The organism is Denitrobacterium detoxificans (assembly GCF_015062615.1).
In the GTDB taxonomy this organism is placed as follows: domain Bacteria; phylum Actinomycetota; class Coriobacteriia; order Coriobacteriales; family Eggerthellaceae; genus Denitrobacterium; species Denitrobacterium detoxificans_A.
The window spans coordinates 150,638-166,434 of sequence record NZ_SUUH01000003.1 but is presented as its reverse complement, the minus strand read 5'-3'; the positions used below and the strand labels follow the sequence as shown (position 1 = coordinate 166,434).

12 protein-coding genes are annotated in these 15,797 nt (G+C 60.6%); 4 read left to right on the top strand and 8 right to left on the bottom strand.

The genetic code is table 11. The annotated features are described in order from the left end of the window. Positions 1-106: 106 nt before the first annotated feature. Genes E7002_RS05870 through E7002_RS05860 form a run of 3 tightly spaced genes read right to left on the bottom strand, consistent with a single transcriptional unit; the run spans position 107 to position 2,810 of the window. Positions 107-721, bottom strand: a complete 615-nt coding sequence (locus E7002_RS05870) for a nucleoside triphosphate pyrophosphatase (protein ID WP_303727935.1) — start codon at positions 719-721, stop codon at positions 107-109. A 2-nt stretch (positions 722-723) separates the two neighbouring features. Next, on the bottom strand, positions 724-1,851 hold the full coding sequence (gene tilS / locus E7002_RS05865) for a tRNA lysidine(34) synthetase TilS (RefSeq protein ID WP_303727934.1): 1,128 nt from the start codon (positions 1,849-1,851) through the stop codon (positions 724-726). Positions 1,852-1,856: 5 nt separating this feature from the next. Next, entirely contained in the window at positions 1,857-2,810 is a 954-nt protein-coding gene (locus E7002_RS05860) for a PLP-dependent cysteine synthase family protein (protein WP_303727933.1), read from the bottom strand. A gap of 138 nt (positions 2,811-2,948) precedes the next feature. Between E7002_RS05860 and E7002_RS05855 the strand changes: the two genes are divergently transcribed. Together E7002_RS05855 and rlmD are read left to right on the top strand one after the other, a co-directional pair. Further along, complete coding sequence (locus E7002_RS05855) at positions 2,949-3,719, top strand: tyrosine-protein phosphatase (protein ID WP_303727932.1); 771 nt, start codon at positions 2,949-2,951, stop codon at positions 3,717-3,719. 46 nt (positions 3,720-3,765) lie between these two features. After that, entirely contained in the window at positions 3,766-5,169 is a 1,404-nt protein-coding gene (gene rlmD / locus E7002_RS05850) for a 23S rRNA (uracil(1939)-C(5))-methyltransferase RlmD (protein WP_303727931.1), read from the top strand. On the opposite strand, the gene E7002_RS05845 is transcribed toward rlmD, so the two are convergent. Continuing rightward, positions 5,166-6,335 (bottom strand): DNA/RNA non-specific endonuclease, encoded by a 1,170-nt coding sequence (locus E7002_RS05845; RefSeq protein ID WP_303727930.1) that lies wholly within the window; start codon positions 6,333-6,335, stop codon positions 5,166-5,168. The two genes, rlmD and E7002_RS05845, sit on opposite strands and share 4 nt — an antisense overlap. 185 nt (positions 6,336-6,520) lie before the next feature. Here E7002_RS05845 and E7002_RS05840 point away from each other — a divergent pair, with 185 nt between their 5' ends. Beyond that, positions 6,521-7,390 (top strand): zinc-ribbon domain-containing protein, encoded by an 870-nt coding sequence (locus E7002_RS05840; RefSeq protein ID WP_303727929.1) that lies wholly within the window; start codon positions 6,521-6,523, stop codon positions 7,388-7,390. A 53-nt stretch (positions 7,391-7,443) separates the two neighbouring features. Here the strand turns inward: E7002_RS05840 and E7002_RS05835 are convergent, their stop codons facing one another. From E7002_RS05835 to E7002_RS05820, 4 genes are all read right to left on the bottom strand, one after another. After that, the gene (locus E7002_RS05835) at positions 7,444-8,625 is read right to left on the bottom strand and encodes a pyridoxal phosphate-dependent aminotransferase (RefSeq protein WP_303727928.1); all 1,182 of its coding nucleotides are present in this window, start codon (positions 8,623-8,625) and stop codon (positions 7,444-7,446) included. A gap of 132 nt (positions 8,626-8,757) precedes the next feature. Continuing rightward, a complete protein-coding gene (locus tag E7002_RS05830) occupies positions 8,758-9,450 on the bottom strand; it encodes a vancomycin high temperature exclusion protein (RefSeq protein WP_303727927.1) in 693 nt (230 codons plus the stop codon). Positions 9,451-9,456: 6 nt separating this feature from the next. Beyond that, on the bottom strand, positions 9,457-12,021 hold the full coding sequence (gene leuS / locus E7002_RS05825; protein ID WP_303727926.1) for a leucine--tRNA ligase: 2,565 nt from the start codon (positions 12,019-12,021) through the stop codon (positions 9,457-9,459). A gap of 193 nt (positions 12,022-12,214) precedes the next feature. Continuing rightward, a complete protein-coding gene (locus tag E7002_RS05820; protein ID WP_303727925.1) occupies positions 12,215-14,059 on the bottom strand; it encodes an FAD-binding protein in 1,845 nt (614 codons plus the stop codon). A 254-nt stretch (positions 14,060-14,313) separates the two neighbouring features. Between E7002_RS05820 and E7002_RS05815 the strand changes: the two genes are divergently transcribed. Continuing rightward, positions 14,314-15,729 carry a helix-turn-helix transcriptional regulator gene (locus E7002_RS05815; protein WP_303727924.1) on the top strand — a complete coding sequence of 472 codons (1,416 nt, stop codon included), beginning with the start codon at positions 14,314-14,316 and terminating at the stop codon, positions 15,727-15,729. Positions 15,730-15,797 lie beyond the last annotated feature (68 nt).

Sequence of the window (15,797 nt, the reverse complement as noted above, 5' to 3'; positions counted from 1 at the left end):
TGTAGCAAATCCCCCTAGCCCCTAACTCGACAAACAGGTAACGGCGCGTTATTGAGCACGTTATTTACACGCTGGACACGCCACGTAGCGGACCTGCGGCTAAACGCTATTCGGCAAGCGCGGGAACAAGGTGCAGCAACGTGGCAACCGGAAGCCCCACGATATTGTCGTAATCGCCTTCGTAGCCGGCAACGAGCTTGGCCCCCTCGCCCTGTATGGCATAGGCGCCCGCCTTGTCGAAACTTTCGCCGCAAGCCAGGTAATCGGCAATTTCCTGACTGGAGAGCGGCTTGAACGTGACTTCGCTGGTCTCGGAAAACGCACGGCGTGCAATGGACACATGGCCCTCTTCGTCGGGACCGAGCATCCATACGGAGACACCTGTAATGACCTGGTGCGTCACACCCTGAAGCTGCTGCAGCATGTGGGTACCCTCTTCAAGCGAGCGGGGCTTGCCGAAGATTTGGCCATCCTTCACGACCATGGTATCGGCGCCAATGACGGCCACGGGCTGGTTGAGCGGACGCGGAACCGCCAGAAGCAGCTGAACCACAGAACCGGCCTTGCGGTCGGCAAGCGTACGAGCCGCCTTCGACGGGTCGGCGAGCTCGGATTCGGTGAGCTCTTCGGTTGCCTCGCTGGGGATTACGCGAAACGTTACGCCCGCCTTCTTCAGGATCTCGCGACGACGAGGACTTCCCGAAGCAAGAACGATTTCCACTACTACCTCTTCCTGCGCGCGCGAAACGCGCTCATTGGCTCGATGCGTACACCCCGCTTGTTTGCGGAAACGGCGAGGTCACCCTGTATGTTGGCGGTATACCCCGACACCGGGGCCTGGCCATCATACGCCTGGACCACCGCCTGAACGGAGGCGGATTCCACGCGGACCTCGTCGCCCAGCATAAGCTGCAGGACGTTTGTAACGCAACGCCTAACCAGGGGTTTCGGCTGAATCGCCATACCGGGGTCCAGCAGGCAGCCCTCGGAATAACGCGGCTCGGACGATTCGCTGAGCCAGGAAACGTAGCGATTCTGCAGCTCGAGCGCCATGCCTTCGAGCATGTCGTCTTCGTCGGCGATGAGGTTCATGGAACGGCACAGCGTGTCGAGTAGGCGCGGATTGCGCTCCTTGGCAGCGGGTACGATCTTGTGGCGCACGTACGCGCGAAAGCGATCGGTGTGCGCGTTGGTGGCGTCCTCGCGCCACAGGTTGCCCTGCGAGTCGCGCACCAGGACGACGCTTTCATCCTCGGCGGAATCAAGCTCGCGCATGCCCAGGTAGGCACGCAGATCGTCGCGCGAGACATCGAGGCAGGGACGCACGATGGAACCATTGCGATAGCGCATGGAGCGGAACCCGCCCGGCCCCGTTCCCACGATGGAGCGCATATAGAAGTTCTCGACGCGGTCGTCTTGCGTATGCGCCGTAAAGATACGCCCCTCGGAAAGCGGCGCTCCCACATGAAGGCACAGGCTTTCCAGAGCCTCGTTGGCGGCCTGATAGCGTTCCTGACGAGCGACGGCTTCCAAGTTGTCACCCGTCATCTGCACCAAGCGGGGAATGTCGACCTGCACCATAAATAGCGGAATGCGAAGGGCGCCAGCCAGGGACCGCACGAACTCCGCATCACCGTCGGATGCCTCGCCGCGAAGATTGTGGTTCACGTGCAAGATGGCAAGCTGGCCCAAACCCCCTTGGCGATGCAGATCGGCCGCCAGGTACGCAAGCGACGTGGAATCGGAGCCACCCGACACCATGAGCAACACGGGAGTATCGGGGCCAGCAAGCCCCTTTTCCTGAATGGTGCGCGCGAAGCGAACCTGCGTGGTTTCCTTTGACGCGGACACGCGAACTACCCCAACCCGTGGAACAGGTCGGTAGACAGATAGCGCTCGCCCGTGTCGACCGCAAACGTGACGATGGTGGAACCACGAGCCTCGCGATCGTTTTCGATGAGCTCGAGCACGGCGGCCAGGTTCGCACCCGTGGAAATGCCTACGAGCAGGCCTTCGTCGCGCGCGGTACTGCGGGCGGCCTCGATGGCGTCTTCGGTGGGAACCTGAAGCGCACCCGCCAAGGCCCCCAGATCGAGCGTTTCGGGAATGAAGTTGGCACCAATGCCCTGAATGCCATGGGCATGCGGCGTGAGCTCTTCCCCGGCAAGCGCCTGCGAGATGATGGGGCTTTCCGCTGGTTCCACGGCATAGCACTTCGTGCGGGCATGCTTGCCCGCGAAATAATGCGCGCAGCCGGAGATGGTTCCGCCCGTGCCCACGCCCGCGAGCACGTAGTCGGGGTCGAAGCCCAGCTGCTCGAAGATTTCAGGAGCCGTAGTGCGCTCGTGAGCCAATGGGTTGTTCGGATTGGTGAACTGCCCCACGATCCAGCCAGAGTGGAACGTATCACGCAGCTCTTCTGCCTTGGCAACGGAGCCCTGCATTCCCAGCTCGGCAGGCGTAAGGACCACTTCCGCACCATAGGCGGCCGCAAGCTTGCGGCGTTCCACGCTCATGGATTCGGGCATGACCAGAATGACGCGATAACCGCGCACGGCACCGATCATGGCGATGGCAACGCCCGTGTTGCCGCTGGTGGGTTCAATGAGAACGCTACGAGAAGGGGCGATGATGCCCTCGCGTTCTGCACGATTGATCATACACAGTGCGGCGCGATCCTTCAGCGACGCACCCGGGTTCGCCGCCTCGTACTTCACAAGCACCCGAGCCCCTACTTGCTCGGAAAAGCTACGAAGCAGAATGAGCGGAGTACGCCCAATGGCGTGTGTTAGTTCGCTGGTTCCCTGCATAGCAGCCCCCTTTCCCAGGCAAACATATTGGACCCATCATACTGCTGTGAAGATTAGATGGGAACACATTTTCAGCAGAAAAAGGAAGCGGCAAATGTGCGCCCTAACTGGTCAAATGTGGTAGTATTGCACTAGCATATGAGAGACTTACCGCACATAATGAACTTCCGCGATCTAGGCGGAATGGCCACGAGCGACGGCTATATCATCAAGCCGCGCAAGCTCTACCGTTGCGCCGCGCTGGGCGCCACTGATGCGAACGAACGAGCCCTGCTTGCCGGCTACTATAACGTGGGAACGGTCATTGACCTGCGTACGGGGCTGGAACGAAACAGCGATCCCGACCCCGATCTACCCGGTGTCACGCACCTGGAAGTGCCCCTCATGCCAGTAAGCGCGCTGAGCATCACGCTGGAAGATTACAATTGGCAGGAGCTTCTACGCGGCACCTGGAGCCCCGACCTGTACGACGCATGTGCGCTCTACCGCAAGATGGTAAGCCCCGCCATGGCGCCGCGCTGGCATCAGATCTTCCAGGTCCTACTGGAAGCGGGCGACCAAGCCGTCCTGTGGCATTGCACGAACGGGAAGGACCGCACGGGCGTCGTGGCGGCCGTGGTGCTGCTGGCGCTGGGCATCCCCGAGGAAACGGTGCTGGCCGATTACATGGATTCGAATTCCGGTCTGGCGGATTATCGCGCGAAAATCCTGCAGGACGCACGCGACCGAGGCGTTGAACCCAGCATGACGCACCGCATGGGCCCCCTGCTCGAAGCGCGTTACGAGCACATAGCCGCCGCAATAGAGGCAATCGACAAGAACTTCGGCGACTTTGCCGGCTTCCTGGAAGACGTGTGCGGCGTAGGCCTGGCTGAAGAGGACACGCTTCGCTCCATCTTCCTGCAATAACTATGGGCCCCGAACGTGCCCGCGCAAAATGTGCCACAATAGCCGCATGAACGCGAAACACGAACACAAGCAATCCCATCGCAAGCACTCCCCCGCCCCCGCAAAGGGCGACAAGAAGCGCAGCGAAAAGCAAACGCGCCACGCCAAAGCCAACACTCAGGTGAAGACGGGCAAGAAGCCCGTGAGCAAAGCGCGTAATAGCAAGCACGCGCAGGGCCCGAAGTCGCAGCTCTGCCCCGTTGCCGCCGAATGCGGCGCATGCTCGGTCATCCACGTGCCCTACGCAGAGCAACTAGCGAACAAGCAGAAGCGCATCGTCGACCTGTTCAGCGACCTGGCCGACGAATCGTGCATGCTCGACCCCATCGCCGGAATGGACGAGCCCCTGCACTACCGCAACAAGATCACCTCGCCCTTTGCGCCTGGACGCGCGCAGAAGGGCGGACGAGGGGGACAGGAGCGGCGCCACGAGGTTCTCTGCGGCATGTACGCCGCGCATTCGCACCGCATCATCCCCGCAGACACTTGCGCCGTCGAAAACGAAATCGGCCGCAAGGTCATTGCAGCCATCAAGGCCATCATGGGCAAGTACGGCATCGAGCCATACAACGAAGACATCGGCACGGGGTTCATGCGCCACGCCATCGTGCGCGTGGGCCACGAAAGCGGCGAGGTGCTGGTCACGCTCGTCACCAACAGCAAGCAGTTCCCCGGGGCGAAAAACTTCGCGCGCGAACTGAAGCGCCGCTGCCCCGCCGTCACCACCATCGTGCAGAACGTGAACCTGCGCCAGACGAACGTCATCCTGGGGCAGGAAGAGCACACCATCTACGGCCCGGGCTTTATCATCGACACGCTCTGCGGTCTTTCGTTCCGCATTTCCTCGCATTCGTTCTACCAGGTCAATTCCAAGCAGACCGAAGTCCTATACCGCACTGCCGTACAGTTCGCAGGGCTAAACGACGGCGCCGAGAGCGGCCGAAACGATAGCATTACCGTGCTCGACGCATACTGCGGAACGGGAACGATTGGGCTCATTGCCGCAGCCGCTTCCGGCCGCGCGCAGGTCATTGGCGTGGACAGCGTTGATTCCGCCATTCGCGACGCACGTGCCAACGCCGCGCACAACGGCATCAAGAACGCTGAATTCGTCACCGCCGACGCGGGCGCGTTCATGAAGGAATGCGCCGCGCAGAACCGCACCATCGACGTCCTCATGATGGACCCGCCGCGCGCAGGCGCCAGCGAAGACTTCCTCGACGCCGTGAACGTGCTTTCGCCTGGCCGCATCGTCTACATCTCGTGCAATCCCACCACGCAAGCGCGCGACGTGGAATACCTACGCACGTTCGGGTACCGTCCAGTGCGCATCCGCCCCGTGGACATGTTCCCCCATACCGATCACGTAGAGAACGTGGTTCTGCTAGAGCGAGAAGCCAAGCTTTCCTAGGGTCGACAGTTCTTACACGGCTCGTAACCCTGCGCGATGAGCTCATCGCGCGTGCAATGCACTTCCTGCTTGTTCTTGGCGCTCATCTTCTTCACCGACGAGCAATCTGGGTAGTGGAATTTGTGCGTGTTGGTATTCATGACGTAGTCGTGCGCTTCGGAAGTCGCAGGCTGCTCCTGCTGGGCGCTCGATTCGACGGGCGCAGATTGCTCTTGTTGGGGACTCGATTCGATAACGCCATTCTGCTGGACACTTTCGCTTGAGCTGGAAGACGACTCCTGTCCCTCACTAGCAACGGGGTCGGGAGCAGAGCCATCGGACGCATACGCGCCCGTGGCGTAATCGATGACATACCCCTTTGCGCAGTTGTAGACTTCGACCTCTTCGTCGATGCTTCCATCCGAGGAGCGAACGTCCACGACGACCGAACGAGCTACCAGCTCATCGCCCACGTACAGGGGCGTAGCCGCGTAGTACACCGTTCCCTCGGGATGGGATTCCAGCCAATCCCGCGCCTTTGTTTCGGTGTACGCCATGCCTCCTGGCGTGAAGGTCTGGTCGTTGGCTCCCACGTTCTGGGTTCGCGTACCCGTAATGAGGTTCTCGAGCGTCTCTTCCCCACCCAGCGACTTCGCGAGCAGATGGCTGCGGTTGTAGAAATAGCCGTTATACGTCGTGCCGTTGGGCATTTGAATCGATACTTGGCGGTTCTCCTGCCATCCCGAAGGATGCAACGAGCTCATGTCGGAACGCTCGCGCGCCAGGCCAGCCTCCATCATAGAATACGTGACCACGGCGTACACGGCCCCAGCACGCGAATGGGAATCGAGGCCCTGATACGTCGCCACGCCCTCTTCCGCCGCGTAATCGCAGACCGCAGAGCCAACAACACGATAGTAATCGGGCGAAGCGGTTTCATCCCATTCGGTGGGAACGGCCAGGCGCTCGCCTGCTTGCGCGGAATGATCCGCCTGCTCGGCAGAGTACGACGATTCCGAAGACTGCGTAGCAACCGTCTGCTGCGATTCGGAAGACCCACTCGACGAATCGGCGCTACTGCATCCCGCAAACGCCACCCCGCCAAACGAAAGACACAAAACAAGAACGGCAGCCAGCACGCGCGCGTAAAGAGCACGTGCCACGGCCGCATCATGAATACGATGCATGAATGTACCCCCTGTACATATGACCACTAAAGCCATCATACCAGGCAGAAACGCCTCCATAGTTTTGAAAACGCGACGCACGGTTCGTGACGATTCGGTACAGAGTTTTTCCGAAACCGTTATGGCACGTAAGATAGAAAGCCATGTATACCAACGACCGACACGCCAATCGAAACGGAGAACGCATGGCCGCGCATTTCTGCCCCGCTTGCGGTACGCCCCTGGATGAAGGGGCGCGCTTCTGCATGAACTGCGGAAAGGAAATCGTCCCGCCCTCCGAACTCGAGGCGCAGGCGGCATGGAGCGGCATTGAGAACATTCCCGAACCGCTTTCGGAAGCGGGAACCCAGGAAGCCATGGCTCCCGCGGCGACGCAAATGATGGACCCCGTTGCAAAGGCATCTCGCCTGGCGCACATCCCGCCCATCAAGCCCGCTTCAATCAACCGCGACGAAACGGCCGTCATCGCACCCAACCCGTCTTACGCCGTCGCCACGGGCATGGTCGATGCCGACAAGACGCAGATCCTTGCCGCGGCGGCCCCGCCCAACCCCTCCGTCTTCTCCCAGGCAGACCCAGGCGAACCCGACCTGAGCGGCTTCGACATCCCCGCTGCGCCGCGCCCCGACACGTTCGGACAAGACGAATGGGCCAGCGAACGTCCCGCAGGATGGACAAGTGGCATGACGCCCCAGGCAACCACCAACATGCCCCAGAGCGCACCGGCCGCCACCCCGGTCACGCGCAGCGGCACGGAGGTCATGGAGCCCATTGGGGTCGACGCCTACGGCTACGCGCAACCCGCCACGAACGCACGCACGTTCTCCTCGGAAAACACCGCGCGCAAGTCGTACGCAGGCCGCATCGCGCTCATCGTAATACTGGTCCTGCTCATCTTCGGGCTCGTGTACGTCATCCAGTTCAACCCCTACCTGTTCGAAAACCTGGGCTACTCGATTAGGCAGGCATTCGGAGAAGCCGCCGCAAACGGCTTCGATGCCGCAGTCCAGGGCGCGAAAGACCTCATCGAGAACCTGGCAAACATGGTCAAATAGCAATCGACCCCGCTGGCCAACGGGGTCGTTCTTTACGTGCTGCGGAAACGCGGCTATTCGTAATCGCGCTTCAACGCGCCAAAGGCCTCGCGCGAGTTGCGGATCGTCTCTTCCGCGATGCAGTAGCCCAGGCGCACCCAGCCGCCCACGCCAAAGCTATCGCTGGGCACCAGCAGAAGCTCATGCTCCTTCGCCTTGTCGCTGAACGCCTGCGCATCGTCCTCAAGGGCCTTCACCCACAGGTAGAACGCACCTTGCGGCTCGATGTAGGTGTAACCGAACTCATCGAGGATGTCGCAGAGAATCTGGCGATTTCGCTCGTACGTGGCAATGTCGGCAGGCAGGTCGACGCAGCGCTCGATGATGCGCTGGAAAAGCGCAGGGGCACAGATGAAGCCCAGCGCACGGCCAGCACCGGAAACGGCCTGCGTAAGCGCCACATGCTCGGTTGCCGTAGGCGGCACGAGCACGTAGCCAATGCGCTCGCCCGGCAGCGAGAGACACTTGCTCCAGGAATAGCAGACAATCGTGTTGTCGTAGATGCTGGGCACCCAAGGCACTTCACGCCCGCCATACACGAGCTCGCGATAGGGCTCGTCGGAAATTAGGAAGATGGGGCGGCCATTCTGCTCGCTCTTGCGCGTAAGCACGCTAGCCAGGCCCTGCAAGTTCTCCAGCGAATACACGACGCCCACCGGGTTGTTAGGCGTGTTGATGATGACGGCCTTCGTATGCGCGGTGATGGCAGCCTCCAGCGCGGGAAGGTCGATTTCGAAGTTATCGAGACGCGCGGGAACTTCCACGATGCGCGCGCCGTGGGTTTCGATCCATACGCGATACTCGGGGAAATACGGGCTGATGACGATGATCTCGTCGCCCGGCTCGATGATGGCCTTCAGGGAAATGCTGATAGCCGCGGCGGCACCACAGGTAAGGTAGAGATTCGAGGCATCGTAGCTGGTGCCATGCTGGCGATTCAGGGAATCGGCGATGTGCTGGCGGATGTCGGGGTCGCCCGCAGCCTGCGTGTACGCATGCACGGCAACGGGGTCGGCCTGGCCGAATTCCACCATGGCATTGCCCACCTCCTGGGGGGCGGGAACGCTGGGATTGCCAATGCTGTAGTCGAACACCTTATCTGCGCCAATGACCTTCTTGCGCTCGGCGCCATACGCGAAGAGCGTACGGATAGCCGACGGGGCCGCGCCCAACGATTGCATCGTGGTATTCAACATGGCCGATTCCTTTCGCCGCTTTCACTGTTTGAAAGAGTATGGTAGCACTTTCGCGTGATAAAGCGGACGACTGCGGCGTGACGCTAGCTGGATATCGGGAATTTCCATAGCTGCCGCCCGGAAGAGCGGCTGTTACCAGCTGGTGACGTCGCCCGACTGGCTAAGGCTCACGGGTTCGCTCAGGCGCGTGGCCTGTTGATTGGTGAGCACCTTGCCCATGTCGCTGATGCGCGCAAACACCTCGCGAATGTCGAAGTACGTCTGCTTCGCATAGCTATGCAGGTCGCTGGAGACGCCCACGACTTGCATGCCGAAGGAACTGGCGTCGAACAGCGCGCGATACTGGTGATACTCCTGCGTGACCACCACCATGGAGGAGACGCCGAACACGTATTTCGCGCGGTACATGCTGTCGTAGGTGTTCAGCCCCGCATGATCGCAAAAGATGTCCTCGCTGGGCACGCCCGCCTCGACGGCATAGCGCTTCATGTTCATGACCTCGTCATACGAGGAATCGCTCTCGTCGTCGCCACTCATGATGATCTTCGGGGCCACGCCCGCCTTGTACAGGGCTATGGCCATATCCAGGCGATCCTGCAAAATAGTGGAAGGCTCGCCGTTGGATTGCACCGCCGCGCCCAGCACGAAAATGCAGTCGTACGTGGCAGTGCCTGCCTGCACGGACGCCTCCACGGCATCGCTTTCGCGCAGCTTTCCCACCTGCGTGGCGTATTCCCATGCATTGGGCACGAGAAGAACGGCGAGCGCCACCGCGATGATGGCGCCCACGATTCTGAATACGAGTTTGAAAACGAACCTAATCAAACGCACTTATTTAACGACCACATTCACGAGACGACCGGGAATGACGATGGCCTTCAGCACGTTCTTGCCTTCCGTATAGGCGGAAATGGCCTCGAGCGCCTGTGCGCGAATGTCATCTTCGGCAGCAGAGGCGGCAACATTGATGCGCGCACGCACCTTGCCGTTCACCTGCACGGCAAGCTCGACTTCGTCGGCCTTGGCGGCCTCGGGATCGAACGTGGGCCATTCGGCGCGATGCACCGAACCATCGTTGCCCAGGGCAGTCTGCCACAGCTCGTCGGCCCAATGGGGCGCAACAGGAGCCAGCAGACGCACGAGCACGCTTGCCACCTCGGCAGACATATCTGCGTATTCGGCAGCGCGCTGCTCGGCATTCGTGACGCGCAAAAACGCGCCCGTAGCGTTGGAAAGCTCCATGATGGCGGCGATGGCCGTGTTGAAGTTCGTACGATCGAAGTCGTCGGTGACCTTGCCCACCACGCGATGGCGTTCGCGCAGCAGCGTCTTGGCGGCGTCGGCGGGCGCCGGAGCCTTCTTGTCGTTGGCGGCCTCGGGGTCGAACAGCGTCTCTTCCCCAGCGATGCCCAGCAGGTCGTGCACCTGGCGCCACACGCGCACCAGGAAGCGATGCACGCCAGCCAGGCCATCCTCGTTCCACAGCAGCTCCTTCTCGGGCGGAGCCATGAACAGGATGTACGCACGCACGGCGTCGGCGCCGTAGCGTTCGATCATGGTTTCGGGGGCGATGACGTTGCCCTTGCTCTTGCTCATGACGTCGCCATGCTCGTCGAGCACCATGCCCTGGCAGAGCAGATTCGTGAAGGGCTCGTCGAAGTTCAGCAGACCGCAGTCACGCAGCACCTTCGTGTAGAAGCGGCTGTAAAGCAGATGCAGGATGGCGTGCTCGATGCCGCCGATGTACTGGTCGACGGGCATCCAGCGGTTCGCCTTCGCGGAATCGAAGGGAGCATCCTGGTTGTGCGGGTCGGTATAGCGCATGTAGTACCAGCTGCTGCACGTAAACGTATCCATGGTGTCGGTTTCGCGCTTGGCGGGACCGCCGCACTTCGGGCACGTGCAAGAACAGAATTCCTCATGGGAAGCAAGCGTCTCGCCTGCAGCAAGGTCGATGTCCTTCGGCAGCAACACGGGAAGGTCCTCTTCGGGAACGGGCACGACGCCGCATTCCGGGCAGTGGATGGCGGGAATGGGGTTGCCCCAATAGCGCTGGCGAGAAATGAGCCAGTCGCGCAGGCGGAATTCCACCTTGCGCTTGCCGCGGCCCGCCTCTTCCAGCGCGGCCACGATGGCGGCCTCGCCTTCGGAATGTTTGCCTCCGCGCATACCCGTGTACGGGCCGCTCTGCACGAGCGTGCCCTCGGCATCCATGGCCTGATCCCACGGAACCTCGGTGACAACGCGATTCTGCTCGCCCGCCAGCTGTTCCATGAGCGGATCATCGTCGCCCAGGATGATGGGGATGATGGGCAGGTTGTACTTACGCGCGAATTCGAAGTCACGCTGGTCGCCACAGGGAACGGCCATGACGGCGCCCGTGCCGTAATCGGCCACTACGTAGTCGGCAACCCATACGGGCACCTTCTGGCCGTTGATGGGGTTCACCACATAACGGCCGGTGAACTCGCCATGCTTTTCGTGATCGCCCTGAGCGCGCTGCACGGCGGTTACCTTCTTCGAGGCTTCCACCAAGTCCATAACGGGCTTTTCGTATTCCGTGCCCGCCACGAGCTCGGCCACGCGCGGATATTCCGGCGCCAGCACGAAGAAGCTGCAACCGAACAGCGTGTCGGCGCGCGTGGTGAACACGGTAATGAAATCGTCGGTTTCGTTGCCATCGGCATCGCACAGGGCGAATTGAACTTCCGCGCCCTCGCTGCGACCGATCCAATTGGCCTGCTGCTGCTTTACGCGCTCGGGCCAACCCTCCAGCTGATCGAGGTCGTCGAGCAGCTCCTGCGCGTAGTCGGTGATCTTGAAGTACCACTGCGTGAGGTCGCGCTTTTCCACTTCGCTATCGCAACGCCAACAACGGCCTTCGATGACCTGCTCGTTCGCCAAAACGGTCTGGCAACCTGGGCACCAGTTCACGGGAGAATTGCGGCGCTCGACCAAACCACGCTTCCAGAACTGCTCGAAGATCCACTGACCCCAGCGATAGTACTCGGGGTCGCACGCAACCACGGTGCGGTCCCAGTCGTAGCTGAAGCCCATGCGCTTGAAGCTGGCCTTCTGGGTTTCGATGTTTGCATACGTCCAGGTGGCGGGGTGAGAATTGCGCTTGATGGCCGCATTTTCCGCAGGCAGGCCAAAAGCGTCCCAGCCCATGGGATGCAGCACGTCGAAGCCGCGCATGCGGTTGTAGCGAGCAACCACGTCGCCAATGGAGTAATTACGCACGTGACCCATATGGATATCGCCCGAAGGATAGGGGAACATCTCGAGCACGTATTTCTTGGGCTTGTCGGCGCTCTCGTTTACCTTGTCGAGTTCTGCATCGGCCCACGCCTGCTGCAGACGGGGCTCAATCTCGCGCGGATTGTATTCCTTCATGTGCATTCCTTCGTGCATCTGGTCGATAGTTTTCCCAATTATACGCATGTTTGAACACGATAGGCGCACCCACCCCGAAACCCACAATCGAAGGCAGAGAATGGCGAAAGCGCCCAGTCCTGCAGAGACCGGGCGCTTTCGATCCTATAACAGCCAACGCCTGGGAGGGGAAATGCGCGGCTATGCGAAAGTGCTATTTGCTGGCAGCGTGCTTACCCGCGACGCGACCACTGGTCATGGCGTTACCCATGTTGTTGCCTGCACTCGGGCAGTTGTAGGCATTGCCATAGCGTTCGCCCATGGTGTTGCCTACCGCGTACAGGCCTTCGATGACGTCGCTCTTGTCGGCCTTGAGCACCTGGTAGTTACCATTCACGCACAGGCCAGCCAGCGTATTGAGGCCGGGGCCGTACAGGGACGTCGTGCCCTGAGTGGCAACGTAGAAGGGACCCTGCTCGATGGGAAGCATCACGTCGGCGGGCTTGCCGTAGTCGGCGTCGGCACCGGCGGCGCACAGCTCGTTGTAGCGCTCGAGGGATTCGAGGGCCGTGGTCAGGGCATCGCCTGTGAGGCCAGCGTTCTTCAGCGCCTCTTCGGCGGTAGCGCCCACGTATACGTCGTTGTACATGGGGCTCGTGCGGTTCGCGATTTCCAGACCGCGCACGTTCACGACGCCTGCGGACACATCGGCGTTCTTCATGGCCGCGTCGAACTCTTCAACGCCTTCTGGGAATCCCCAGTTGGGAGCGCCGTGGTCGAGACCAGCGCGCTGGATGTAATTCATGTAGTTGGCGTCCATGATAGCGAAGTTGCCCTGCATGGCGGCATCCGTATCGACAGGCTGACGGATGGACTGAGCCAGAACCAGGCCAGCAAAAGCCTCGTTCATGAAGCGCTCGCCCTTGCAGTTCAGCCACAGGCAAGGCGTAGAGCCCCAGGGACCAAAGGAGATCATCGGAGCATTGCCGGCAACCGGACGGGGGTGGCTTTCGATTGCGCCACCAGCCCAGCAGCCCAGCTTATGGCCACTGCCATCGCAGTCGGTCATGCCAACCAGGTCGGTCTTCTCAACGCCGTGACGCATGGCATTTTCAGCACATTCGCTGCAGAGTTCCCAGACCATTTCGTAGTTGGCGCCAAAGTCGCCCGTTGCCAGGATAACGCCCTTGGTCGCGTCGAATTCGACGTAGCCGCCCGCGCTGCTCTTGGCAATAACGCCCGTCACGGCGCCATTGGAATCCTGAACGAGCTTGGAGGCAGTGCAGCCGCAATGCCATTCAGCGCCCAGGTCCTCGGCCGCCTCGCGGGAGTACCACTCGATTTCGGCCAGGCGACTGATGCCAGTGAGCTGACGCTTGCCAACCGGCTGCTCGTTTTCCGTGCCGATGGTCTGCACGGTGCTTGCCCACATCTTGTAGCCAGCGATCTCGACGGGATACGAGCTTCCATCGGGCTTATCGTAGGCCGTCTGCACGATGCACTGGCCACCATCGCGATCGAAGATCGTGCTCGTGGAGGGCACGATGCTCACCAGGTTATCCATCATTTCGCCCGAGTTGTACACGAAAGAGCGAATGACATCGGTGTTGCAACGGCCATTTGCGCGGCGCACGTACTCGTTGACGATCTCTTCCAGATCGTACGGGCCAAAGCCCCAGCTCTTCAGCAGCTCGCTGTTGTAGCTGCAGATGTCGTCGCCACGATAGACGATCGAACCATCTTCGTGCGTCTCGACGACGCAAACGCTGGCGCCCAGCTGAGCTGCAGCCAAGGCGGCCTGCGTACCGGAATGGCCGCCGCCAACGACGACGACATCATATGATTTGGTTTCAGTGATTTCGCTACTCGCGATTTCCGGGGCTTCGCCCAGCCAATCGCTATCGCATATGTAATAGTCGGGACGCGTCGCCTGCGCAGAGCTTCCGCTCTTGGTGGAGCTCGTCTTCGGCGAAGCGCAACCTGCCATGCCGGCCGCTGCTGCAGCCATTACGCCCGCGCCCGCAGCGCCCTTTAGAAAACTACGACGTGAAAGTGCCATATTTCCCTCCAATGGATCTTTGGACAAGCCCGCCACCTCTTCGAGCGAGCCAGGGAACATATTCCGCGCCCACAGCACCCTCCGCCATCCGAAAAAATGTTTATTTCGCTTGCGATTGGGCCATTACAAGCTCTCAACGTTTTTACGTATTTTTACGAAACCCCCAGGTCATAAGTGTACGACCCGTTCCAATTTGGCAAGCGCCGCCAACGCCCCTCACGGGTATGCTACCCTGCCGTCAGGAGGAGATAGAAGTGACCGAGGACCACAACAGCACGCGCGCCCTGCGCCACGAAACGATACTCATCACAAGCGGCATGGCGGCGTTCATTGCCTCCGTGCAGCTCTATTCCCCCGCAATCCTGCCCTTCCAGCGCCTCCCCGGAACGACCGCCTTCGTGGGGTCATTCGCCCAAATCCTACTCGCATGCACGTTCGTTCTGGCGCTGATCGTGGCACTCCTGGCATTCCGCGGACGCCGCATTTCCGATGCCGTTGCGCGCCCCACGGGAGCACTCCTCTACGTCATCGGCTCCGCCTCGTTTATCGCTTCCAGCGTATTTGAGGCGCTGCCCACTAACGCCATCGCATTTACCTGTATAGCCACCGCCCTCACGTGCAGCCCGGGAAGCGTATTGCTTTGCCTTACGTGGGGCAGAATCCTCAAACGCCTGTCATTCAGCCGAGCGCTCATTACCGCCGCATCAGCGGCCGTTATCTGCGCGGCAATTCATGCATTCGAGTACTACGCACCCGTCGAAATCGCCCTGGGAGCATTTGCGGCCTGCGTCATAGCCGCTGCACTGTTGCCGTATGCGCTTCGCTCGCATCAAACAACCAGCCAGCCGGCGTTCTCGGAGCATCTTCCTTCGCTCGCTCACGTAACCGCTGCGCCTGCATTAGGGCTCGCCCTTTGTGCCTTTATCACTGGCTCCATGCGCACCGTGTTCATGGAGATGTACGATACGTACATTGTGGGCACGCTTATCGCAGCAGCCATCGTCATTAGCTGCGTCTTGCTCACGCGCAATGCCCCGCTTATTCGCGTTCTCTACCAACGCGTCATTCCGCTCATCGCAGTAAGCACGCTTTCCATCTTCAGCATTACGCTTGCCGTACTTGGCGGCTCCGTCCTAAACGCTGTCATGACCATGCTGCTGTACATGTTCGTAGCGATCTTGACCCTTGGCATCATCTGCGCCATTGCGCACGCCGGAGAGTTTCCCAGCGATTCCGTATTCCTGCTTGCCCTCTCGCTTTTCGCGCTCGCATCGTTCCTTGGCGTGCGTGCAGGAGAGATGATCGCCGATTCCGACATGAACACGCTCGCCATCGTAGTCACCGCGCTGTACGCCATAACCACCGTCCAATCGCAGGGCGTTTTCAACAAGGCGGATACGGAAACGGACGTAAAGCCCGACGAGCAGGGAGAAAACGCTGCCAGCGATCTTACGGACGCTCGTGAAGAGCACATCGACCGCATTGCCCAAACGCATAACCTCACGCCCCGCGAAACCGAGATCCTGCACTATCTTGCCAAGGGACACACGGGTACCTACGTTGCAAAAGTTCTGTTCATCAGCCCCAACACCGCTCGCACGCACATCCATAACATCTACCGCAAGTTGAACGTTTCAAGCCGAGAAGAAATTCTCCACCTCACCCGCTAGCAGGGGCCAGAACCATCGCCAAGGATGCGCGTCTACGCCTGGTCGCAACTCGGCGGCGTGGCCGCTTA

Bases quoted from the DNA above. Each gene is read 5' to 3' on its own strand.
- E7002_RS05820 (WP_303727925.1), bottom strand. From the start codon at position 14,059: ATGGCACTTTCACGTCGTAGTTTTCTAAAGGGCGCTGCGGGCGCGGGC.
- E7002_RS05845 (WP_303727930.1), bottom strand. From the start codon at position 6,335: ATGCATCGTATTCATGATGCGGCCGTGGCACGTGCTCTTTACGCGCGC.
- E7002_RS05855 (WP_303727932.1), top strand. From the start codon at position 2,949: ATGAGAGACTTACCGCACATAATGAACTTCCGCGATCTAGGCGGAATG.
- leuS (WP_303727926.1), bottom strand. From the start codon at position 12,021: ATGAAGGAATACAATCCGCGCGAGATTGAGCCCCGTCTGCAGCAGGCG.
- E7002_RS05835 (WP_303727928.1), bottom strand. From the start codon at position 8,625: ATGTTGAATACCACGATGCAATCGTTGGGCGCGGCCCCGTCGGCTATC.
- E7002_RS05840 (WP_303727929.1), top strand. From the start codon at position 6,521: ATGGCCGCGCATTTCTGCCCCGCTTGCGGTACGCCCCTGGATGAAGGG.
- E7002_RS05860 (WP_303727933.1), bottom strand. From the start codon at position 2,810: ATGCAGGGAACCAGCGAACTAACACACGCCATTGGGCGTACTCCGCTC.
- rlmD (WP_303727931.1), top strand. From the start codon at position 3,766: ATGAACGCGAAACACGAACACAAGCAATCCCATCGCAAGCACTCCCCC.